The sequence below is a fragment of the Terrimonas alba genome (genome assembly GCF_042434975.1).
GTDB classification, from domain to species: Bacteria; Bacteroidota; Bacteroidia; order Chitinophagales; family Chitinophagaceae; genus Terrimonas_B; species Terrimonas_B alba.
The window spans coordinates 504,917-526,849 of sequence record NZ_JBHMQM010000001.1 but is presented as its reverse complement, the minus strand read 5'-3'; the positions used below and the strand labels follow the sequence as shown (position 1 = coordinate 526,849).

Here is a 21,933-nt window from a genome sequence, read left to right as displayed (position 1 = left end):
TCCAAATTAATATTCAAATTTGCGTAAGGTGGGTGCTTTTATCCAGGTGGTCACAACAACGGCCAGGGTCATACATCCGCCAAAAACTACAGATGGAACTACGCCGAGAATCCTGGCGGCTAACCCGCTCTCAAATTGTCCCAGTTCGTTGCTCGAATTGATGAACATGGAGCTGACACTGCTTACCCTTCCACGCATATGATCGGGCGTCTTCAATTGCATCACTGTTCCTCTTACCACCACGCTGATACCGTCAAGCATACCGGCGATCATCAGGGCAAGGAAGGAAAGTAAAAACCATTTGGATAAAGCAAAAAGAATAATGCAGATGCCAAAACCACCAACCGCAAATAGCAGTTTTCTACCCTGTGCTCTCTTCATCGGGGCGATAGTAAGCAATACAACTACGACAATAGCTCCTATATCAATAGCAGCATTGAGCCAGCCGAATCCGATAGGTCCAATTTTCAAAATATCCCTGGCATACACGGGAACCATAGCAACAGCGCCGCCAAATAATACGGCAAACATATCAAGCGATAAAGCAGCCAAAAGTTCTTTCGTCCTGAAAACAAATTTCACCCCTTCCTTTACACTTTCCCAGGTTCTTTTTTCTCCCGATTGCTGCAGGGCCGGTTTTGGTTTTAGCTGTGTCAGAATAAAAAAAGCGATGATCAATAAACAACAAATAACGATTTGCGTGCCCATGGTTCCTATAAATGCTATTAAAAAACCGCCCATGGCATGACCGGTTACCGAAGCAGATAGCCAGCTTCCCTGGCTCCAGGTCGTTGCATTCTGGAGAAATTGTCGTGGTACTATGGTGGCGATTAAAGCACTGAAACTAGGGCCGGCGAATGATCGGATAATGCCCGTGCAAAAAATAACCGCATAAATGCAATAACTGATTTTTACTTTATCAACCCTGTTATGAATAAAGGGAGTTGATAAGAAGAGTAACACAGCTGCTGCGCAGATATAACCAAAAACACTTTTCAGCAACAATCTTCTTTTTTCACTTATGTCGATAACATGGCCGGAGTAAAGCGCCATGCTAAGGGCGGGAATTACTTCGGACAGGCCAATCAAACCAATCGCAAAAGGATCGTTAGTCAATTCATAGATCCACCAACCTACAAGTGTGCTCATCATGCGTAAGGCCATGATGAAACAAAACCTTCCCAGTACAAGATTTTTATATTCAGGAATGCGAACAGCTGCAAAAGGATCGTTGGTTACCTGCGTGGTCGTCTGGTTGTCATCCATATTCTAAGGATGCAAAGGTAAGCGGAGATGATTTGCAATAATTGAAAATATTAGCTATGGTAACGTGATATAGTGTTGCCCCTGTTCATAGTCTTTTTCCAACGCATCGGTGATCACTTTCAGGTGAGCTTCGTTTCCCAAAAAATTTGCATTGGACGCATCCACAAACAAGGTTTTGATATTATGTTGTTTGATATAATTAGTATAGGTTTCCTGTATGTTGAACAGGTATTGATCCGGGATATTTTGTTCGTAGGAGCGGTTTCTTTTTTTAATATTCGCCTGCAATTTTTTGACGGGTGCATGTAAGTAGATCAACAGGTCGGGTTGTATCAATTGCTGGTGAATGATATCGAACAATCGCTGGTAGAGACGGAACTCGTCATCCGGCAAGGTCACCTTGGCAAACAAGAGACATTTGGTGAAAAGGTAATCGGAGATGGTCAATTGCTGAAACATATCCTTTTGCTGCAATAATTCCTTTAATTGCTTAAAGCGTTCCGCCATAAAAAATAACTCCAGCGGAAAGGCGTATTGTTCCGGGTTTTCATAAAATTTTGGCAAGAAGGGATTGTCAGCAAATTCTTCCAGGATCAGCCTGGCATCATAATGTTTCGATAGTAAGTGAGCCAGCGTGGTTTTACCGGCGCCGATATTTCCTTCTATGGTAATAAAGTGATACTTCATAATTAGAGGCCACAGGGGGCCATGGAGAAAAACAGCAAAGTAAATGAAATGAGTGATAGGGTTTTTCGGGAAATGTATTTGTGGATAAGTCCATCATTATCTACAATGGGAAAGCCGATACTTCCAATCTATCCGGGCAGATGGCCAGCAATTCGGCAATTGTTTTTTTTAACACAGGATGCATGAAGTCAGCGGCTATCTCCGCCAAAGGAACCAAAACAAACCGGCGGTTTTGCAGTTGGGGATGTGGTATTTTCAACATCGGTAATTGATGAACCTCGTCGTTGAATAGCAAAATGTCGATATCAATAACTCGCGGACCATATTTTTCCAGTCTTACACGACCGATCTTTTCTTCAATGGTCAAGATGGTTTCTAAAAGCTGGGGGGGTGATAACACCGTTTCGATTTCTAAAACCTGGTTCAGGAATGAAGGCTGATCGTTTTTACCCCACGCGGCCGTTTCATAAACCGATGATGCGTTGGTCACTGATCCGCATTCCTCGTTAATATGGTCAAAGGCTTTTGCAAGATTTTCCCTGCGATTACCCATATTGCCGCCCGTCAGTAAATAAGCCTGGTTCATAATGCTGCCTTTATCATCGGGTCAAATATCTTTATTTTTGGCATTCAACAATGTATTAACGGATGCGGAGTTTTTTTAAGATATTTTTTGCCTCGCTATTGGCGCTGATCATATTCAGTTTATTAGTTGTTTTCTTTTTGATAACTCTTGCGGGAAGTTTAACCGCTAAAGACAGACCAAGGGTTGAAGCAAAATCTGTTTTGGTGCTGGATCTCAGCCAGCATTACGCCGAGCAGGAAAAACAAAATCTTTTGTCTGTAATTAGCAGCGGGCAGCGGAATGTACCGGGTTTATATGATGTGTTACGGTTGATTAATCGGGCAAAAACCGACAAGAATATTTCTGGTATCTATATTATTGCCAATAACAATCCCAATGGCTTTGCCGCCAGCGAAGAGTTGAGAAATGCATTGAAGGACTTTAAGAGCAGCAATAAATTCATCCTCGCACATGGTAATGTGATTACCCAAAAAGCATATGGTGTCGCCAGTATTGCCGACAAGATCTATATAAGTCCGCAGGGTTATCTTGAGTGGAGTGGTTACAATGTTGACTATGCATTTGTAAAAGGAACGCTGCAAAAACTGGAGATCGAACCACAAATTTTTTATGCTGGTAAATTCAAAAGTGCTACGGAACCATTTCGGGCGGATCACATGACACCTGAAAATGAATTGCAGACCTCCGTTTGGTTAAACGACCTGTACAATGATTTCTTATTGAAGGCAGCCGAGGTGCGAAAAATTGATACCGCTACTTTACATCAGCTGGCGAATGAAGCTAAAATTCAAAATGCCACCGATGCAGCCAACTACAAATTAGTAGATGGTGTAAGATATGACGACCAGGTAAAAGACGAAATCAAAAGCAAACTGGGAGTTGATAAATATGAACGATTAAATTTTATTACCATCAACAGCTATTTCGCTGCCAGGGATATCAGCAGCGGCAGTGGTGAAAAGATTGCACTGATTTATGCTGAAGGTGACATCGTGGATGGAAAAAGTGATGAAGGTATCAGTGCGGAGCATTACCGCAACCTTATCCGCAAGGCAAGGCTGGACCGGGCGATCAAAGCCATTGTATTTCGTGTCAATTCGGGCGGCGGTAGTTCCATGGCCAGTGAAACTATTTGGCGGGAGTTGTCATTAGCCAAACAGGAAAAACCTGTCGTCGTGAGTTTTGGTGATGTTGCTGCTTCCGGCGGTTATTATATTTCCTGTGCCGCCGACAGCATCTTCGCATTGCCAACGACTATCACAGGTTCTATCGGCGTATTCGGTATCATTCCTAATATGCAGGCATTTTTTAAAAATAAATTAGGAGTCACCTTTGATGGAGTGAAGACGGCGCCGTATGCCGATGCAGGCAATGTGTACCGCCCGTTGAACGAAAAAGAAAAACAACTGCTGCAGGCCAATGTCAATATGATCTATGCGCAATTCAAACAACGGGTAGCTGATGGACGAAAAAAAGATACAGCTTATATTGACAGCATAGCGCAGGGCCGGGTATGGACGGGGTTAAGAGCTAAAGACATTGGTTTGATCGACCGCTTTGGTGGCATTGAAGATGCGATACAATCAGCGGCATCTATGGCAAAACTGAAAGAATACAGGATCAGGGAATATCCTGAACCAAAAAATATCCTCGACCAGCTTTTTGGCAAAGCAGACCCGATGAACTATGCCGACAAAATGAAATCGGAACTCGGCGAGGAGAATTATAAAATTTACCAGGAAATGAAGCGGGTAAAAGAAATGAGCAATACGGTGCAGGCAAGATTGCCGTTCCAGTTTTTTATACACTAATAACCGGTTAAGTTGATTATTTATGCCCGCCAACTTCAACCCATTTCCCGTAGGTTTGCTCACCAATTTTTGTGAATGTCGAAATCCTATAGTCAATCCAGGGCTCTGTGGGCCATTATCAGGGCGAGCTTTAAGGCCATCTTTGCCCAGCCAACGTCCATCGTTTTCAGCTTACTGTTCCCGATCATATTTATTTTGATCTTCGGCGCCTTTGGCAATAATGGAGTGCCGATGCAAAAGATAGCCATTCGTCCCGGCAGTGATACCACAAATGCCATCATGGATAGTTTGAGGGCTGATAAATTCGTCCGCATCACCCATTATGCCGATACGTTGACCATGAAGAATGATCTGCTCAAAGGAAACCTGACGGCGATTCTATCGATACAAACAATACCAACAAGTGCTGATAAAAAATATTTAGTTCATGTGCAGTCAAGTTCTGCCAGTGGTAATGCCCTATATCTCTTTTTACAAACGCTGGAAAATCTTACGCTGAAAATTCAAACCGGCAATATAACCGAAGTACAAAAGCAGTTTATTGTGCAGCCAGAAATTGTAGAAGGACAGAAATACCGGCAGATAGATTTTATCTTACCAGGTCAGTTAGGATTTTCAATCCTGTTTTCCACCTTGTTTGGTATTTCGTTTACATTTTTCAGCCTGCGGGAACAACTGGTGCTGAAACGATTCTATGCATCTCCCATAAAACGAATTAATATTTTGATAGGCATCGGTACCAGCCGTTTGTTTTTTCAATTGGTAAACGTGATAGTGCTGATACTGTTTGGTTATTTCTTTTTGCATTTTACGTTGCAGCATGGTTTTATCACGTTTGTAGAAATGATCATTTTGACAATGGTTATGCTTTTCCTGCTGATGGGGGTAGGACTTATATTCAGCAGTGTTTCCAAATCCGATGCCACCATTCCTTTATTTATAAACTTGTTTGGCTTTCCGCAAATGCTGCTGTCAGGAACATTTTTTCCCGTTTCAGTGTTTCCTAAATGGTTGCAGGATATTTGTTACTTTTTGCCGCTGACACAGTTCAATAATGCGATGCGGAAAATTTCTTTTGAAGGGCTTCATTTATACGATACCTGGAGGGAATTAGGCATTTTGGCTGTATGGATATTGATTATTTATGTAGTCGTGGCGAGGGTTATTAAATGGGAATAACCAGGTTCCTGGTTCAATAGCTATAAGTTCATAAGTTGACAAGTTTGTGCATTTCCTGATTTTTTAATCCTGGTAAACTTGTAAGCCAATAAACTTTTTAAACCTTACAAAGAATGCGTTTTATAAAATTATTGATCATCAGTGGACTTTTGTTGTTTGGTTTGATCACAGCTATTTCATTGTTTATCCCTTTTAATGTTCGCATTTCCCGTGCTACAAATATTCATGCCCCGGCTGAAAACATATGGCAACTGGTGGATGACATGAACAAATGGAAGGAATGGAACCCGTTTTTCTCCAATCTACCCGCGGGTACTATTCACGTTTCAGATACCGGTGCAGGAAAGAACGCTTCCATGGAAGTAGCTGGTACATTGGTACAGTGGAAGGAGAAAAAAAACGATGAACGTATAGCAGTGATGCAAAGGAGGAACGGTAAGCCAATGATTAACGGTTGGAAATGCATCAAACATCCCGGGTCTGATTCCACTACGCTGCAGTGGTACATGGATTTCAAGCTTCGCTGGTATCCCTGGGAAAAATTCTCAAGCCTGGTATTTGACAAATCCTATGGTACAAAAATGGAGCAGGGATTAAATAATATTAAAAAAATAGTCGGGACCGACCGCACATCAATAAACTAAAATTCGTCTGGCAGGTTATTTGTAGCTTTAAAGCATCTTCAAATTTTCAAAAAAAAACATTTATGAAATCAGCATTGCTTTTGACAATTGCCTCCGTAACCATGCTTGTTGCCTGTGGGCAAGATGATAAATCGAAAAGACCCAGCCCGCCTGCACAGGCCAGGGAAACGTTGGCCAGCGGCGCTGTTATTACAATCGATTATAGCCAGCCCTCTGTAAAAGGCAGAACTATTGGTAAAGATTTGGAACCTATGGCTGGAAAAGTTTGGCGTACTGGTGCCAATGAAGCGACTGTTTTTGAAGTAAGTAAAGACGTAAAAGTAGAGGGAAAAGACCTGCCGGCTGGAAAGTATGCTTTGTTTACCATTGCTAATGAAGACGAGTGGACTATCATTTTCAATAAAAACCCCAAGCAATGGGGTGCTTATGACTATAAAGAATCAGAAGACGCCCTGCGGGTAAAAGTAAAGCCGGCTAAAGCGGAAACCTTTGCCGAAAAGATGACTTTTGTGGTAGACAAAAATGGAACTGTTTCATTGCTATGGGGTGACCGCAAAGTGGATTTTAAAGTGGTATAAATAAATCATAAGACTATTTTTGCAGGCCGTTTCGAAGGAGACGGCTTTTTATTTTATAATAAAGCGTTAAAGCTGGTGCAACGATTGGCTTTCTTTTATTGTCACCCGGTTACCTGAACTATATGGATCACCAAAGACTGGTTAAAGACTGCCTGAAGGGCAAGCCGCAGGCACAGCGGGAACTATACGAGCAATTTGCAGAAATAATGCTCGGGGTATGTTATCGCTATACCCGGTCCATGCGTGACGCCGAAGATGTTTTGCAGGAAGGTTTTGTAAAGGTCTTTCGCTACTTGCACCAGTACAAACAGCAGGGCGAATTGGGAGCCTGGATCCGTCGTATTATGGTCAACACAGCCCTCAACTATCTAAAACGTCATCGAAAGTACCAGGAAGAAATGTTTTTTACCGAGGAATATATGCACCCTGTGGCGGATGAAGATCCGGCTGTGCGATTGCAGGCGAAAGAAATAGCTGATTTGATCCGGCAATTGCCGCAAGGCTACCAGGTTATCTTCAACCTGCATGCAATAGAAGGCTATACCCATGTTGAAATAGGGGAGATGCTGGGCATCAGTGATGGTACGTCCCGTTCGCAATATTCCAGGGCCAGGAACCTGCTCATTACCTGGATTGAAAGATATACTCTCGAAAAGAAAAATGAAAAGTATGCGGGAAAATGAATTTGAAAAAAGAGTACAACAGCAGATGGGGGAATTCAAACTCCATCCATCCGATGCTGTGTGGGAAAAGGTAGAAGTGGAGCTAAGAAAGAAAAAGAAACGGCGTGTTGTCTTCTTTATCTTTTTACTGGCCGGTCTTAGCCTGCTTGGCTATACAGGATATTTTTTATTTAATAATTATTCAAAACATACTATAGCCGATCAAAGTTTTACACAAAAAACTAATAACGATTCTGCAGAGAAAAATAACGCTGTCACTTCACCTGCTACCAGTTCAACTACTTCCAATGAAAACGGATCTATTAAGCAAGACCAATTAACCATTAAACCGAATCCAAATGAAAACTCCGGGAATCCCGAAGAATTGAAAAGCAATCACAGTGAGAAAATCGAAGAAGAAAGCCAGCTGAAAGATAGACATGCAGCTGGCAAAACTCTTCGGGATGCTGTTGTTAAAAAATCGAATAGTGTTGCAGTGAACACTGCCACCCGAAAAAATACCAGGAGCCGCAAACAGATTCAGGTGAATAAACGGCGGGACGAAATTGTAGCAAACAGTGAAAATGAAACAGCCGGCATCAATAGCGATGTTGCCGGTAGCGATGAAAAAAAGAAGAATGAAGAAATTGCTATAACACCTGCCGATCCGGGAAGTATCAAACCAATAATTAAAGATCAGTTAACTACTGACTCATTACGGAAAGATAGTGCCCTGGCTAAATTGGAGGCCAAAGAAACAAAGCAGGAAACTGCTATTACAAAAACTAAAATGAGTTCAAAGATCAGGTGGGGTTTTGATTTAGCAGTTGGTTTATCAGGAATGAGAGATAATGCTTTTCTTTTTTCAAATGGCCAGAAAAGTATGATGGACAGGGCTTATTCTTCACCCGGTAATTCCGGTAATGTTTATACGCCGCCCGTTTCTCCTTCTTCTACCAGGGCCGGGGCTGCTTTTAAATTGGGGATAGTAGCTCAAAAAGAAATTACGAAAAGAAGCAGTATTTCAACAGGCGTGCAATATGCCTATATGAATACAAGAATGAAGGTCGGTTCTTATTGGAATACTTCTGTGGTAGTCAGCAATGCAGCTACGCAATCGCTGCGGCTAGATGCGGTCTACCGGGCAGCGCCGCAAAAAGATTATACCAATCACTATCATTTTATACAATTACCAGTTCAATATCACCTGCAATTAAACAAAGGAAAAAAACTTCCGCTGTTGTGGAATGTCGGTGCATCACTTGGTTACCTGGTAAATACCAACGCACTGGTATATGATACTACTGCCGGCGGTATTTATTATCGGGACAATGCTATTTTCAATAAGTGGCAGGTAAACCTGAATACTGGTTTTTCATTTGTTTTTGGAAAGTCTCAAAAAATACAATGGTCCGTCGGACCCGAAATTTCACTTGGCATGAACAAGCTGATGAAAGATGCTTATAGCAATAAGCAATATCTTTTATATGGCGGGTTAAGCGGCCGGATTATTTTTCCGCGAAAGAAATAAAACAGCGCAACGTTATTTCTTGTACAGTTGTCAGCATTTTCAAATCACACGTTATGAACAAGCGACTAACTGTTGAAATTGCCAGCTTCCTGCTCATGGGGTTTACATTATTGTTTACAGCCTGCGTAAAGGATAGTTGTAAAGAAACACACACGTACACGTACTTTGAACCGGTATATAAAGCAAAGGAAGAAGTAAAGGCTAACATCAAAAGCAATGCTTCAAAAGAAATAGAAAAGCCGGGAAAGATATATACGCTCGGCAATTATATTTTTCTCAATGAAGTAGATAGGGGCATACATGTCATTGATAATAGCAATCCTTCCAACCCGGTTAATATTTCTTTCATTGATATCCCCGGCAATATGGATCTGGCCGTGAAAGGAAATATGCTGTATGCTGACATGTATGGCGACCTGGTTACTATTGATATTACTGATCCAAGAAGTGTAAAACTTACCAAAGCAATTGAAGGCATTTTCCCGGAGCGAATGTGGGGAAATGGTTTTAGGGGCAGCGGGGATATAGTTGTTGACTGGATAAGAAAAGATACAACTGTAACAGAAAGTTGCGAACGACAAAATTGGTTATTTGAAGGGCGGGGAGACGTTTTCTTCTCCGCTTCAAAAGCAAATGCAGCGGTATCTGCATCGCCGGTTGGTGTCGGCGGTTCAATGGCGAGATTTACGATTGTGAACGATTATATGTACACAGTCGATATGCATAATTTAAAATGTATTTCTATCAGCAATGCGGCAGATCCTGTACTCAAAAACAATGTAAATGCAGGTTTTGATATTGAAACCATTTTTCCATTTAAGAATACATTGTTTGTAGGATCAATGGGCGGGATGTACATATTTGATATTACCAACCCGGAATCGCCTGTTGCTAAAAGTACTTTTGTACATAGCCGTGCCTGCGACCCTGTTATCGCGGATGATAAATATGCCTATGTGACCCTACGTGCTGGCACTACCTGCGGACCATCTGCCAATGAATTACAGGTGATCGATATCAAAGATCTTGCATCACCTTCTCTTGTTAAGTCGTATCCCTTAAGTGGTCCTTATGGTTTAGCAAAAGATGAAGACCTGCTTTTTATTTGCGATGGAACAGCGGGACTAAAAGCGTACAATGCGGCGGATGTGCAAAACCTGCAATTGAAAAAAACAATCAGTGGTATAGACACCTATGACGTTATTGCAATGAATAAGATTGCCCTGGTGGTAGCAAAAGATGGATTATATCAATATGATTATTCCAACGTGTCGGACATAAAGTTGCTCAGTAAAATTGTAATAGAAAAGAAATGATATGAAAAAGAAAATTGTGTTAATGTTCTTGCTTTGGCCGGTGATGTTGTTGGCGCAGGTAAAGCAAAAACAACAACTGAAATGGAATACGATTGCATCTGTGGGACTTGCAACCGGTGAATCTAACACCAAACCTGTCTTTCAATTATCAGGAGGAGTTAATTACAATCGTTTCTTTACAGGTATCGGAGTCGGATACGATCCGTATGAATTCAATTCTGTACCGGTATTTGCTGATTGGAGAATGAAGGTTTTTAAAAAACAGGCAGCCTTTGTGTACGCTAATGGCGGATACAATTTTCCGGGTAAATACAAAATCGACAATGATTTCTCAAAAACAGCGGACCGAATAAAAGGCGGTTTATATACAGACATTGGTATTGGTTACCGCGTACCGCTTGGCAGTTTACACCGGCTTGCACTAAGCGCAGGCTTTAGTCAAAAAAATATCACTCAGCGAAAAGTTTTTGTATTTCCCTGCCTGACGGGTGACTGCCCGGACGATATTAGGGAATATAAGTACAGTTTCAACCGCATTGTTGCTAAACTGAGTTGGGAAATAGGATCCAGGTAAGTTAAAGTATCAGCCAGGGAAACTTATTTTGCCCATTGACACATTGGGTATTCCATTTCTCCCTCTGCCAGAATTGAGGGCATCCGGGTTTATGTTTAATTCATTAGTCTCCTTTAATTCAAATATGAGTGGTATTGCTACCAAAAAAATGGCGAGGGCAGAATGTCGGGATCAGCTACGGAAGTAACGGACTTCAGCCCGATGATGCATCTTTTATCCTTATTGGCTATTGTCCACGGCCTTTGAATGTTGTTATTCATGGGATCAAAAATTCATGTTTGAGGCGTTATTTTTGCAGGTATATGCCTGACTAATTATCAATGTGTGCATTTTTTTGCTGTTTCTCGAAAATGCCCTAAATTGTATCTGATTGCAAACCAGAGCAACATGCTTAAAAAAGAGAGACAAGCTTTTATACTACGACAAGTAAACCTGCATAATAAAGTCTTATCCGTTGATCTTAGCCAGGAAATGAAGGTATCTGAGGATACTATCCGGCGTGACCTGAATGAGATGGCCCAAACGGATAAACTGATAAAAGTTCATGGCGGGGCCCTTTCCAAATCTTTCCATCTTTCCATTGAATCCAGTACTCATGTGTATGCCTTAAGCGGCAAACAATCCATTGCGCATAAAGCTTCGCAACTCATCAAAGATGGAATGTTTGTATTGACAAGTGGTGGTACAACCATTATTGAATTAGCCAAAAGTTTGCCGGCAGAATTAAAGGCGACTTTTATTACAGTCAGTTTGCCCGCCGCCTACGAATATATTCATCACCCAAACATTGAAGTGATATTTATTGGTGATAAGATTTCAAAGAGTTCACAAATCGCTATCGGGGGTGAAACGATTTCCAAAATAAAAAACATCCATGCCGATCTCTGTTTTCTAGGAACGAATGCCATTGATATTGAAAATGGTTTAACCGATAATGACTGGGATGTGGTGGAAGTAAAGAAGGCAATGATCGAATCATCTCAAAAAGTTGTGTCATTGTCTATTTCTGAAAAGCTGAACACCTTTCAGCGCATTAAAATATGTGACCTCAAGCGTACCCATACATTGATCACCGAACTGGACCCCAGCGATGATCAGTTGAAAGCTTATGTAAATACGGGCCTGGAAATTTTGTAAACGACGATCAAAATTTATAATCTTTTTTCTGCGGTTTCATCCCGAAGCAAGTTCGGGACAAGTTTTGGCCAAAAACAATAAAAAATAAACAAATGAAAAATCTGCTATGGTTAAGGCAAGACAAATGGAAAACATTTTCTTTTGTCTTGTTACTTCAATTTGTGTCTGCATTGGCATTGGCGCAAGTTCGCATCACAGGAAAGGTAACGGGGCCGGAAGGGAACGGTTTGTCCTCGATCTCAGTATCGATACGCAATACAACCCTCGGCACCTCAACCGATGTGGATGGTAATTATAGTATCAGCGGAAATCTTACTCCCGGCACGCATACCCTTGTCTTTACCGGGGTTGGTTACAAAAGCAAAGAGCAATCCATTGAAATTGGAAGCAGCTCAAGCTATACAAGCGATGCCCCGATGGAAATAGACGCATTGAGTATGGACGAAGTAGTGGTGACCGGTACATCAGCGGGTACTACAAAAAGGCAACTTGGAAGTTATGTTAGTACTGTAAAAGCGGATCAATTAACAAAGGGTGCGACCGGAAACGTTTTGGCGGCCCTGCAAGGCAAAACGGCAGGCGCCCAGATTATTCAAAATTCGGGTGATCCTGCAGGAGGAATATCGGTTCGGCTCAGAGGGATCAGTTCTATTAATAGCTCATCTGAACCATTGTATATTGTTGATGGAATTATAGTCAATAACGCAACAACCCGTGTAACCAATACCTCTGGCAACTATGACGGCCAACGCTTTGTTGGTACTATAGGACAAAATCGGTTGGCTGATATAAATCCAGCAGATATTGAGCGGATAGAAGTGTTGAATGGCGCTGCCGCGGCTGCTATTTATGGGTCAAGAGCAAATGCAGGAGTGGTGCAAATATTTACAAAAAAGGGAAGTTCAGGTGCGCCAACTGTGAATTTTTCTACCAGCATGTTGGTTAGCCAGTTGCGAAAGTCGGTAGACGTTAACCAGGCTTCCACGAAATTTGGCGATTCGCCAGATACGCAGACGCAGGATATACTTACACCTGCATGGACCAACACTTCGCCAGTTACAAGATATGATTACAATGACTATATCTTCCGCACTGCGTTGGGCACCGACAATACCGTATCAGTAAGCGGAGGGAAAGACAAGACCAAATATTATGTTTCAGGATCTTATTTTTTTAACCAGGGTATTGTAAAAAATACGGATTTCAGAAGATACAGTTTCCGCAGTAATATAGACCAGGTGCTTACCGATAAACTGAGCTTTTCCCTCGGGTTAAATTATGTTAACAGTGCTTCTGATGAAAAACCGGATGGTAATTCTTTCTTTTCTCCACTGAACTCAATTAATATCATCGGTAATTTTCATGATATCTGGACAAGAGATGCTGTAGGAAATATTAAAGCTGTAGGTGAAAGACAGAGAGTAAACCCCGTTTCGGTTATTGAAGATATTAAGCAAAGACAGGAAACCAGCCGCATTTTAGCTAATACAGCATTAAAGTGGAAGCCTATTAAAAATTTGTCATTGGATTATACAATGGGTATTGATAATTATACCCAAAATGGCAAGACATTCATCCCGCCTTTTGCTTACCCCGTTAATACGGCGTTTTATGGCGGTGGTCTTTCACTTGACCCATCACAAAATGGCTATGCAAGTACTGCTAGCAGCAACTATTTCCAGATCAACAATGAAATAAATGCAACGTACCAGGCGAGGATCACAAACAATCTTAACTCTACGACACAGTTAGGATACTCGCTGCAGTATGAAAAATCGAGTTATAGTTTGTTACAGGGCAGGGGACTTGCTCCGTTTGTAGAAGTGGCCACAGGTGCTGCTACCGCATTGCCAGGGACAGATAGTCGCGGTGAATTATCCATATCGGGAGCTTACCTGCAACAAAACTTTAAATTCCGGAATCATTTGTTTCTAACAGGCGCAGTAAGAGTGGACGGGTCTTCTGTATTTGGTGAAGATGAGCGCAATCAAATATATGTAAAGGCAAGTGGAAGCTATGTTCTTTCAGACGCTGATTACTGGAGTGATATGCCTGTGTCCAAATGGTGGAACTTATTTAAACTTAGAATGGCTTATGGTGAATCGGGAAACCTGACAGGCATTGGCCCCTATGATCGGTTTAACTCCTACTCTAGCGTCGCTTTTTTGGGAAAAACATCATTCTTTTCAAGTTCTACTTTAGCGAATACCAAAGTGAAACCTGAAAGACAAACCGAGCTTGAATTTGGTACCGATCTTGGTTTTATGAATAACCGGATTGGGATCCAGTTTAACTATTATATCAAAAAGGTGGAAGACCTACTCATTGATCGTGTAATAGCTCCTACAACAGGGTTTTCAAGTCTTCTCGATAATTTCGGATCGCTGGAAAATAAGGGATTCGAACTTGTCTTAAATCTTGGCGTTGTTAAAAAAACGGATTGGCGCTGGGATTTAACCGGTGTATTTAACCGCAATAGAAATAAGGCGGTTAAAATCGGACAAGCCCTGACGTTGTTAAGCACAAACGGGGGCGCACCTGTGGCTATATTGGAAGGCCAGCCCATCGGTGTTTTTTATGGGACATTCTTTGCCGTGGACGCAGGCGGAAATCAGCTAAAAAATGCCAGTGGTATCCCTGTTACAGAAAGAGGTACCCAAAACAGCGCCTTAAAATACACAACACAAAGAGGCGCTGATAATTTACCTGCCGGAACAGTTCTAAGAAGAGTGATCGGTGATCCCAATCCGGATTATACAGCATCTTTGGTGAATGAGATAAATTATAAAAAACTAGGCCTTCGGTTGCAGTTGGATGCAGTTCAGGGTGTGGATGTGTTTAATGCCGATTGGAGAACCCGGCAAGGAGTGGGTAATGGTAAAGTAGCTGAGCAGGAACATCGGGGTCAATTGCCAAGAGGGTATGTTTTGGGTGTTTATGGAATTGAAGAATGGCGTATTGATGATGGCTCGTTTGTGAAACTCAGGGAAATTTCTTTAAGCTATGATTTTGGAAGGATCAAAAATGTTTTTAATAATCTTTCTGTTTCGTTAAGCGGCAGAAATCTTTTTTCATGGGATGATTATAAAGGATACGATCCTGAAGTTAATGCCGGCGGTCAAAGCACCATTTTACGGGGAATTGATTTTGGCGCTGTTCCAATTCCAAGAACATTCAGCATCGGTGTTCAGGCGAAATTCTAAAAATCTTAAATCTGAAGTTATGTTATCAAAAATAAAATATAATCGGTGGGTGATGGTTGCCATGATTGCACTCCTCACTGCTTCGTGTAAAAAGAATTACTCAGATCCTAACAGGGCAACCAGCGATAATGTTTTGAATTCGGCAAATGGTTTGACCGGGGTGAGTGTTGGGTTGCAACGTGTTTATTCTTTAAGCAGGGCCAGCTCTTTATACAATGTGGTTACGATGAATGGATTTATCACCAGGGAGCTGAAGCTTTTGAACCAGGGAAATCTGCCTGAATACCAATTGAGCCAGGGCGGAGCCGTAGTTGACGGCACCAATACAATGCTTTCGGGTCTATGGACCAGTAGTAATAAAATCATTTATGATGCTGACCAGGTGATCACAAATGCAGCAACCCTGGCTGATAAAGGCATTGCCAGCGGACTGATTGGATATGCATCTATTTTTAAGGCCCTATCCATTGGCAATATGGCAATGTTTTGGGAAAAAATTCCCGCCGGCATTGGCACTAATGTAACTTTTATTGACCGCATGGATGGGTATAAAAAGGCGATTACAGTAATTGACGATGCCCTGTCTGCTATTAATGCAAATCCTATAAGTTCGTCATTCGCCACTTCAGTTCCCGCAGGTATTGACATAGTAAGCACATTGCAGGCACTGAATGCCCGGTACTATTTATTTTCAGGTGACTATGAGCAGGCTTTGGCAGCCGCCAATCTTGTGGATCTTGCAAAAAAGTCTGTAATGAATTATGAAGCCGCCTCACCCAACCCAATCTATGATGTGGCTGGTTCTAACTTCAATGTTTATCAACCTATTGATTCTACAATGGGATTATTGGGCAATTTACAGCCCGATCTTGCAGATAAACGGATTCCGTTTTACATGGTGCTAAGTGGATCAACTGCTTCTCGTTTTTTAATGAAAGGATTTGCATCATCAACCACTACCGGCTTTCCAATTTATTTGCCCGGGGAAATGACACTGATAAAAGCAGAAGCATACGCAAGGCAATCAACGCCCGATCTGGTTAATGCACTTATCGAATTAAATAAGATTGTTACAAAACAACCGTCAAGCGATCCATTTGGAGTTGGTGCGGAACTTCCTCCCTTGGTAGGACTCTTTACACAGGCAGAGATACTTGAACAAATTTATCGCAACAGGTGCATTGAGTTGTATATGTCTGGATTAAAATTGGAAGATATGAGAAGGTTTGGCAGGGCGAACGTCGAGAGGACACGAAACCTCTTGCCCTACCCTTTCAGGGAAAGGGATAACAACCCGAATATACCGCCAACAGATCCGGCATTCTAATTTTCCGCAAGCAGTTCACATGATACATTGCAGTTGTTAAGTAAAGGTTGCCACGGGGCAACCTTTTTTATTCATTATCGGGTTGAATGAATTGTATGTTTCGCTGGATGCCTTTCCATTTTGTGCGGCGGATAGGGGAGTCTTTGAAAATTTTTTTAAACGATTCTTCCGTCAGGGCTTCCCATTCCTGGGTAGACAGGTTTAATACTTCTGGTATAGGTGTAAAGGCAGGCTCATGATGGGGACGGCTAAAGCGATTCCAGGGGCAAACATCCTGGCAGGTATCGCATCCAAAGGCCCAGCCATCGAAACGGCCTTTCATTTCTCTGGGTATTAGCATTTCTTTTAATTCAATGGTGAAATAAGAAATGCATTTACTTCCATTGATTACTTTACCCGGTAAAATAGCTTCCGTTGGGCAGGCATCGATACAGCGGGTACAACTGCCGCAATAGTCTTTTGCATAGGGATCATCATACGCAAGTTCAAGATCAGTGATCAGGGTGGCAATAAAAAAGAAGGAGCCGCTGTCTTTGGTAAGCAGGTTCCCGTTTTTACCTACCCAGCCAATGCCGCTGCGTTGGGCCCAGCTTCTTTCCAGCACAGGAGCAGAGTCAACAAAACCCCTTCCATGCACGTCACCAATTTCATCATGGATCATTTGTAAAAAAGACCGAAGCTTTGCCCTTATTACTTCATGATAATCTTTGCCAAATGCATATTTGGAAATCTTAATAGCACCTTCATTTTGTTGTTCTGACGGAAAATAATTTTGTAGTAAGGTGATCACCGACTTAGCACCCGGTACCAATTGAGCAGGATTCACTCTTAATTCAAAATGGTTTTCCATGTATTGCATTGATCCGTGAAAACCCTTATTCAGCCAGCTTTCCAGCCGTTCCGCATCTTCATTCAACCGTTCTGCTTTCGCAATACCGCAGTAGTCGAAGCCCAGCTCATATGCAAATTGTTTGACAAGTTTGGTATGATTACCCCGGTTATTCACTTTGCTATTAATTCCAGTTAAATTCGATTAATTAAAAACAAAGGTAGTATAGAAGATTTCCGATATTTTGATTAAAATTGTGTTCCACTAACAAGCACACCAAAACTAAAACCACCACTATGAATTTCAGGTTCGTACTTACGTCCCTCCTTTGTTTAATTGTATTCAAAACCTTCTCACAGGAAAAAGCAAAGATCAAATTTGGAAAAGTAATTCCCGAAGATTTCAAACAAACCGTTTATGCCATTGACAGCAGCGCCGATGCAGTTGTTATCGGGGATATCGGTTCTACGGAAATGGTTGGAAATACCAAAGGCGGTTTTTCGCTGGAATTTAAACGATACAGGCGGGTTCATATTTTAAATAAGAATGGCTACGATATTGCCAATGTCGAAATCGGTATTTATACCAATGGTTCATTGGAAGAGGAACTGGAAAGCCTGAAAGCAGTGACCTATAATCTTGAAAACGGAAAGGTTGTGGAAACAAAGTTGGAGAAAGCAGCAGTGTTTAAAGATAAAATCAGTAAAAACCTTGTTGTAAAAAAGTTTACGTTTCCCAATATTAAAGAAGGGTCAATCATAGAATACGAATATAAACTGGAGTCGGACTTTACCTTTAACCTGCAGCCGTGGGATTTTCAAGGTCAGTATCCTTGTTTATGGAGTGAGTACAATGTTACATTACCCGAGTTTTATTATTATGTGACCTTGTCCCAGGGATTTCAACCTTATCACATTCAAACAAGAAAGGATCGTACAGGCTCTTTTTCTGTTATTGATGACAATGGAGCAGCAGCCTCCACCAGATCTAGTTTTTCAGCTGGTGTTACCGACTTTAGGTGGGTGATGAAGGACGTGCCGGCATTAAAAGAAGAGAGTTATACATCCACCATCAACAATCACCTTGCACGGATTCAATTTCAGTTGGCCGAATTACGACATCCTTTTGTGCCAAAAAACATTATGGGAACCTGGCAGCAGGCAAGTGCAGACTTATTAAAAGATGAAGACTTTGGGTATACATTGAACAGGGATAATGGTTGGCTGAATGATGTAATGAAGGAAGCTATTGGGAATGCTAAAACTGACCTGGAAAAAGCAAAAAATATTTTTGCCTATGTCCGGGATAATATGACTTGTACAAACTACAACAGGAAGTATTTGGAAAAACCACTAAAAACCGTATTAAAGACACGGAATGGTAATGAGGCTGAAATAAATCTTTTATTAACGGCCATGCTATTAAAGGCCGGATATACCGCTGACCCTGTTATGCTCAGTACCCGTTCACATGGGTACACCTATGCATTATACCCATTATTGGACAGGTTCAATTATGTCATCAGCCGTGTGGAGGTAGATGGCAAGCCCTATTATCTTGATGCCAGCCAACCCAGGATGGGATTCGGAAGATTAAGTTATGATGCTTATAATGGTCATGCCCGTGTGATCAATGAAACAGCAACCCCGGTTGATTTCGTTTCAGATTCTTTACTGGAAGGAAAAATAACGTCCGTTTTCATCATCAACGACGAAAAAGGAAATTTGGCTGGCAGTATGCAACAGGCCCCCGGTTACTATGAGTCTTATAGCCTGCGGAATAAGATCAAAGAAAAAGGAAAGGAGCAAATGTTTGCCGATATTAAAAAAGCATTCAATGCTGAAGTGGAAATAACTGATCCTGAAGTGGATTCTTTGGATAAGTATGATTATCCCCTGGGAATTCGCTATAAGTTTGATATGAAGGCTAGTGAAGAGGACATTATTTATTTCAATCCCATGTTTGGCGAAGGCTGGAAAGAAAACCCGTTCAAGTCGGCCGAACGCAGGTACCCGGTCGAAATGCCCTATACCATTGATGAGACTTATTTGCTTCGGGTGGATATACCAAAGGGATATGTTATTGATGAGCTGCCCAAACAGATAATGGTGAAGTTGAATGAATACGATGATGGCCTGTTTGAATACAGGCTATCAGAATCAAACGGTGCTATATCCCTTCGGTCAAGGATTAAAATTAAGAGAGCTTTCTTCATGCCGGATGAATATGAAATGCTGCGTGAGTTTTTTAACCTGGTGGTAAAAAAACATAGTGAGCAAATTGTTTTTAAAAAGAAAAGCTAGTCATGAGAAAGTTGTCGATTTTATCCGTGTTGATGGTTTTGCTGAATAATGTGCTGTACGCAGGTGATGGAGATTATGCCGTGTCGAAAATAGCGCCTGCGTTGCTAAAAAATGCAAATGCGGTTCTGCGTTTCGAAGAGATCCGTTTCGAGGTCATCAGTACCAAACAGACGAAGTTTCGCAATCACTATGTTATTACTATTTTAAATGAAAAGGGAGATCGTTGGGCCGGGTTTTCCGAGTATTATGATAAACACCGGGAAGTCTCGTCTGTAGAAGGAATATTGTACGATGCAAGCGGCAAGCAGCTTAAGCGGATTAAGAAAAAAGATCTGATGGATCTGAGTGGAGTATCTGATGGTACGCTAATAGATGATAATCGTGTAAAACAACACAATTTTTACTATAAAGCATATCCTTATACCATAGAGTATGACATAGAGATCGAAAACAAAAGCACCTTGTTTTTTCCGATGTGGTCACCACAGGGAGGCGAAGGACTTTCTGTGGAAAACAGTTCGGTCAGTATGATTTCTCCGGCTGATTACAATATTCGCTTCAAGTCATTTAATTATACTGGAGCACCAGCGGTTACCCAGGAAAAAAATAATAAGGTAATGACCTGGTCTGCAAAAAATATGGCTGCCGTGATCAACGAACCTTATTCTCCCTTATGGCATGAAATGACAACAGTGGTAGTGTTTGGCCCAACCGATTTCCAAATGGAGGACTACAAGGGCAATATGAAGAACTGGCAGGATTTTGGAAAGTTTGTGTATTCCTTAAAACAAGGCCGGGATCAACTACCTGATAACGTCAAGCAAGCAGTACATGGCATTGCAGATGGCATTCGCAACCCCAGGGAAAAAATTGCGAAACTGTATGAGTATATGCAAAAGAACACCCGTTATATTAGTATCCAGTTAGGTATAGGAGGCTGGCAACCGTTCGATGCAAAAGATGTCGCTGCAAAAGCGTATGGCGATTGTAAAGCGCTGACCAATTATATGTACAGCATTTTGAAAGAGGTAAATATTCCTTCTTACTATTCCCTGGTCAGAGCGGGAAAATATGCCAACTATATCACGGATGATTTTCCTTCACAGCAGTTTAATCATGTCATTCTTTGTGTGCCGTTGCAAAAAGATACTGTGTGGCTGGAATGTACCAGCCAAACTATGCCTGCCGGTTATTTGGGTGATTTTACGGCAGACAGACCAGCCTTGCTTATAGATGAAAACGGGGGTAAGCTGATAAGGACACCCAAATATGGCATCAAAGAAAACCGGCAAGTAAGAAATATCAAAGCAGTATTAGAAGACAACGGAACATTGAACATAAAAGCTGATTCAAAATATAGTGGTTTGCAGCAGGATGATATTCACGGAATGATCAATGCGCTATCTAAAGAGAAAGTAAAAGAACATCTTCATGAGCAACTGGATTTTTCTACTTATGATATCAACCAGTTTGACTATAAAGAGCAAAAAAGCTCACTTCCTTTTATCAATGAAACGCTGGATATAACCGTCAGCAATTATGCCACGATAACGGGTAAACGATTATTTATACAGCCCAATGTAATGACCCGGTCGGGTCGTAAATTAAGTCCCGATTCCACCCGTAAATACGATATACAATTAGGTTTTGAATATACCGACGTCGATTCGGTAGAAATTGAACTGCCAAAAGGGTATACGATCGAATCGATGCCGAAAGATGTTGCCGTAGCAAGTCAATTCGGGAAATATAATTCTTCCGTAAAATTAAAAGACAATAAACTTTATTATTACAGGACTATTGAACACAATAGTGGCCGCTATCCTGCCAAACAGTACGCTGATCTTGTCAATTTTTACCTGGCCATTTACAAAGCTGATAGGAGCAAAGTGGTATTGGTCAAGAATGAAAATCCCAAGGCATTTTAATCATTCATTATCGGCAATATGTAAGCGGTGAAACATCCGGTGCATAACCGGTGCCAGTATGATGCCGATATTCGTTATAAATACAATGCCGCTGAATAAGGCATAAAAAGAAGAGAACCACTTGCCGCCAACGGTCGTTATTTCCACTACTGGTCCCATGCCACTAAGTATCATGGATGCATTGTGCAAAGAATTCAGCCACGATATATTCGCAGTAAAATGATAACCCAGTATACCGATCATAAGGCAAACAAGAAGGACAAGAACAGCCAACAGTATATTTTTTAATACCCGCTTGTAGAAGACTCCAATAGGAGCCAACTTTTGTTTACGGTGCTCATACATGTTCAGCAGCGTTTTATTTATTGCAAA

At 41.5% G+C, this 21,933-nt stretch carries 18 protein-coding genes; 13 read left to right on the top strand and 5 right to left on the bottom strand.

Translation table 11 applies throughout. The features are described from left to right. Window positions 1-6 precede the first annotated feature (6 nt). The 3 genes from ACFEL9_RS02210 to folK form a co-directional block, all read right to left on the bottom strand. Window positions 7-1,266 (bottom strand): MFS transporter, encoded by a 1,260-nt coding sequence (locus ACFEL9_RS02210; protein ID WP_385885741.1) that lies wholly within the window; start codon window positions 1,264-1,266, stop codon window positions 7-9. Window positions 1,267-1,320: 54 nt separating this feature from the next. Further along, window positions 1,321-1,953, bottom strand: a complete 633-nt coding sequence (locus ACFEL9_RS02205) for a deoxynucleoside kinase (protein ID WP_385885739.1) — start codon at window positions 1,951-1,953, stop codon at window positions 1,321-1,323. A 100-nt stretch (window positions 1,954-2,053) separates the two neighbouring features. Beyond that, a complete protein-coding gene (folK, locus tag ACFEL9_RS02200; protein ID WP_385885738.1) occupies window positions 2,054-2,539 on the bottom strand; it encodes a 2-amino-4-hydroxy-6-hydroxymethyldihydropteridine diphosphokinase in 486 nt (161 codons plus the stop codon). A gap of 62 nt (window positions 2,540-2,601) precedes the next feature. Between folK and sppA the strand changes: the two genes are divergently transcribed. The 11 genes from sppA to ACFEL9_RS02145 all read left to right on the top strand — a co-directional run bounded on the left by sppA (window position 2,602) and on the right by ACFEL9_RS02145 (window position 16,501). Next, window positions 2,602-4,350 carry a signal peptide peptidase SppA gene (gene sppA, locus ACFEL9_RS02195; RefSeq protein ID WP_385885736.1) on the top strand — a complete coding sequence of 583 codons (1,749 nt, stop codon included), beginning with the start codon at window positions 2,602-2,604 and terminating at the stop codon, window positions 4,348-4,350. A gap of 75 nt (window positions 4,351-4,425) precedes the next feature. Further along, a complete protein-coding gene (locus ACFEL9_RS02190) occupies window positions 4,426-5,529 on the top strand; it encodes an ABC transporter permease (protein ID WP_385885734.1) in 1,104 nt (367 codons plus the stop codon). Window positions 5,530-5,642: 113 nt separating this feature from the next. Then, window positions 5,643-6,173, top strand: coding sequence for an SRPBCC family protein (locus tag ACFEL9_RS02185; RefSeq protein ID WP_385885733.1), 531 nt, complete (start codon window positions 5,643-5,645; stop codon window positions 6,171-6,173). 62 nt (window positions 6,174-6,235) lie between these two features. Next, window positions 6,236-6,751, top strand: coding sequence for a DUF2911 domain-containing protein (locus ACFEL9_RS02180; protein WP_385885731.1), 516 nt, complete (start codon window positions 6,236-6,238; stop codon window positions 6,749-6,751). A gap of 122 nt (window positions 6,752-6,873) precedes the next feature. Continuing rightward, a complete protein-coding gene (locus tag ACFEL9_RS02175; protein ID WP_385885730.1) occupies window positions 6,874-7,434 on the top strand; it encodes an RNA polymerase sigma factor in 561 nt (186 codons plus the stop codon). Next, window positions 7,421-8,944 (top strand): outer membrane beta-barrel protein, encoded by a 1,524-nt coding sequence (locus ACFEL9_RS02170; RefSeq protein WP_385885728.1) that lies wholly within the window; start codon window positions 7,421-7,423, stop codon window positions 8,942-8,944. The genes ACFEL9_RS02175 and ACFEL9_RS02170 overlap by 14 nt, the downstream gene beginning before the upstream one ends. Before the next feature lie 53 nt (window positions 8,945-8,997). Beyond that, on the top strand, window positions 8,998-10,260 hold the full coding sequence (locus tag ACFEL9_RS02165; protein ID WP_385885726.1) for an LVIVD repeat-containing protein: 1,263 nt from the start codon (window positions 8,998-9,000) through the stop codon (window positions 10,258-10,260). A 1-nt stretch (window position 10,261) separates the two neighbouring features. Further along, window positions 10,262-10,834, top strand: coding sequence for a hypothetical protein (locus ACFEL9_RS02160; RefSeq protein ID WP_385885724.1), 573 nt, complete (start codon window positions 10,262-10,264; stop codon window positions 10,832-10,834). Between the two features lie 387 nt (window positions 10,835-11,221). Beyond that, window positions 11,222-11,971: a DeoR/GlpR family DNA-binding transcription regulator gene (locus ACFEL9_RS02155; protein WP_385885722.1), complete on the top strand. Its 750-nt coding sequence runs from the start codon at window positions 11,222-11,224 to the stop codon at window positions 11,969-11,971. Window positions 11,972-12,063: 92 nt separating this feature from the next. Continuing rightward, window positions 12,064-15,174: a SusC/RagA family TonB-linked outer membrane protein gene (locus ACFEL9_RS02150; protein WP_385885721.1), complete on the top strand. Its 3,111-nt coding sequence runs from the start codon at window positions 12,064-12,066 to the stop codon at window positions 15,172-15,174. A gap of 19 nt (window positions 15,175-15,193) precedes the next feature. Next, window positions 15,194-16,501, top strand: coding sequence for a RagB/SusD family nutrient uptake outer membrane protein (locus ACFEL9_RS02145; RefSeq protein ID WP_385885719.1), 1,308 nt, complete (start codon window positions 15,194-15,196; stop codon window positions 16,499-16,501). Window positions 16,502-16,568: 67 nt separating this feature from the next. Here the strand turns inward: ACFEL9_RS02145 and queG are convergent, their stop codons facing one another. After that, window positions 16,569-17,507, bottom strand: a complete 939-nt coding sequence (gene queG, locus ACFEL9_RS02140) for a tRNA epoxyqueuosine(34) reductase QueG (RefSeq protein ID WP_385885717.1) — start codon at window positions 17,505-17,507, stop codon at window positions 16,569-16,571. Window positions 17,508-17,626: 119 nt separating this feature from the next. On the opposite strand from queG, the gene ACFEL9_RS02135 reads away from it, so the two are divergent. Further along, window positions 17,627-19,633 carry a DUF3858 domain-containing protein gene (locus ACFEL9_RS02135; protein WP_385885715.1) on the top strand — a complete coding sequence of 669 codons (2,007 nt, stop codon included), beginning with the start codon at window positions 17,627-17,629 and terminating at the stop codon, window positions 19,631-19,633. A gap of 2 nt (window positions 19,634-19,635) precedes the next feature. Continuing rightward, window positions 19,636-21,561, top strand: coding sequence for a DUF3858 domain-containing protein (locus ACFEL9_RS02130; RefSeq protein WP_385885713.1), 1,926 nt, complete (start codon window positions 19,636-19,638; stop codon window positions 21,559-21,561). Here ACFEL9_RS02130 and ACFEL9_RS02125 read toward each other — a convergent pair whose 3' ends face one another. Then, complete coding sequence (locus ACFEL9_RS02125) at window positions 21,562-21,906, bottom strand: hypothetical protein (protein WP_385885711.1); 345 nt, start codon at window positions 21,904-21,906, stop codon at window positions 21,562-21,564. Window positions 21,907-21,933 lie beyond the last annotated feature (27 nt).

Coding starts and splice junctions, on each gene's coding strand:
- ACFEL9_RS02210 (WP_385885741.1), bottom strand. CDS start 1,266: ATGGATGACAACCAGACGACCACGCAGGTAACCAACGATCCTTTTGCA.
- ACFEL9_RS02205 (WP_385885739.1), bottom strand. CDS start 1,953: ATGAAGTATCACTTTATTACCATAGAAGGAAATATCGGCGCCGGTAAA.
- folK (WP_385885738.1), bottom strand. CDS start 2,539: ATGAACCAGGCTTATTTACTGACGGGCGGCAATATGGGTAATCGCAGG.
- sppA (WP_385885736.1), top strand. CDS start 2,602: ATGCGGAGTTTTTTTAAGATATTTTTTGCCTCGCTATTGGCGCTGATC.
- ACFEL9_RS02190 (WP_385885734.1), top strand. CDS start 4,426: ATGTCGAAATCCTATAGTCAATCCAGGGCTCTGTGGGCCATTATCAGG.
- ACFEL9_RS02185 (WP_385885733.1), top strand. CDS start 5,643: ATGCGTTTTATAAAATTATTGATCATCAGTGGACTTTTGTTGTTTGGT.
- ACFEL9_RS02180 (WP_385885731.1), top strand. CDS start 6,236: ATGAAATCAGCATTGCTTTTGACAATTGCCTCCGTAACCATGCTTGTT.
- ACFEL9_RS02175 (WP_385885730.1), top strand. CDS start 6,874: ATGGATCACCAAAGACTGGTTAAAGACTGCCTGAAGGGCAAGCCGCAG.
- ACFEL9_RS02170 (WP_385885728.1), top strand. CDS start 7,421: ATGCGGGAAAATGAATTTGAAAAAAGAGTACAACAGCAGATGGGGGAA.
- ACFEL9_RS02165 (WP_385885726.1), top strand. CDS start 8,998: ATGAACAAGCGACTAACTGTTGAAATTGCCAGCTTCCTGCTCATGGGG.
- ACFEL9_RS02160 (WP_385885724.1), top strand. CDS start 10,262: ATGAAAAAGAAAATTGTGTTAATGTTCTTGCTTTGGCCGGTGATGTTG.
- ACFEL9_RS02155 (WP_385885722.1), top strand. CDS start 11,222: ATGCTTAAAAAAGAGAGACAAGCTTTTATACTACGACAAGTAAACCTG.
- ACFEL9_RS02150 (WP_385885721.1), top strand. CDS start 12,064: ATGAAAAATCTGCTATGGTTAAGGCAAGACAAATGGAAAACATTTTCT.
- ACFEL9_RS02145 (WP_385885719.1), top strand. CDS start 15,194: ATGTTATCAAAAATAAAATATAATCGGTGGGTGATGGTTGCCATGATT.
- ACFEL9_RS02135 (WP_385885715.1), top strand. CDS start 17,627: ATGAATTTCAGGTTCGTACTTACGTCCCTCCTTTGTTTAATTGTATTC.
- ACFEL9_RS02130 (WP_385885713.1), top strand. CDS start 19,636: ATGAGAAAGTTGTCGATTTTATCCGTGTTGATGGTTTTGCTGAATAAT.
- ACFEL9_RS02125 (WP_385885711.1), bottom strand. CDS start 21,906: ATGTATGAGCACCGTAAACAAAAGTTGGCTCCTATTGGAGTCTTCTAC.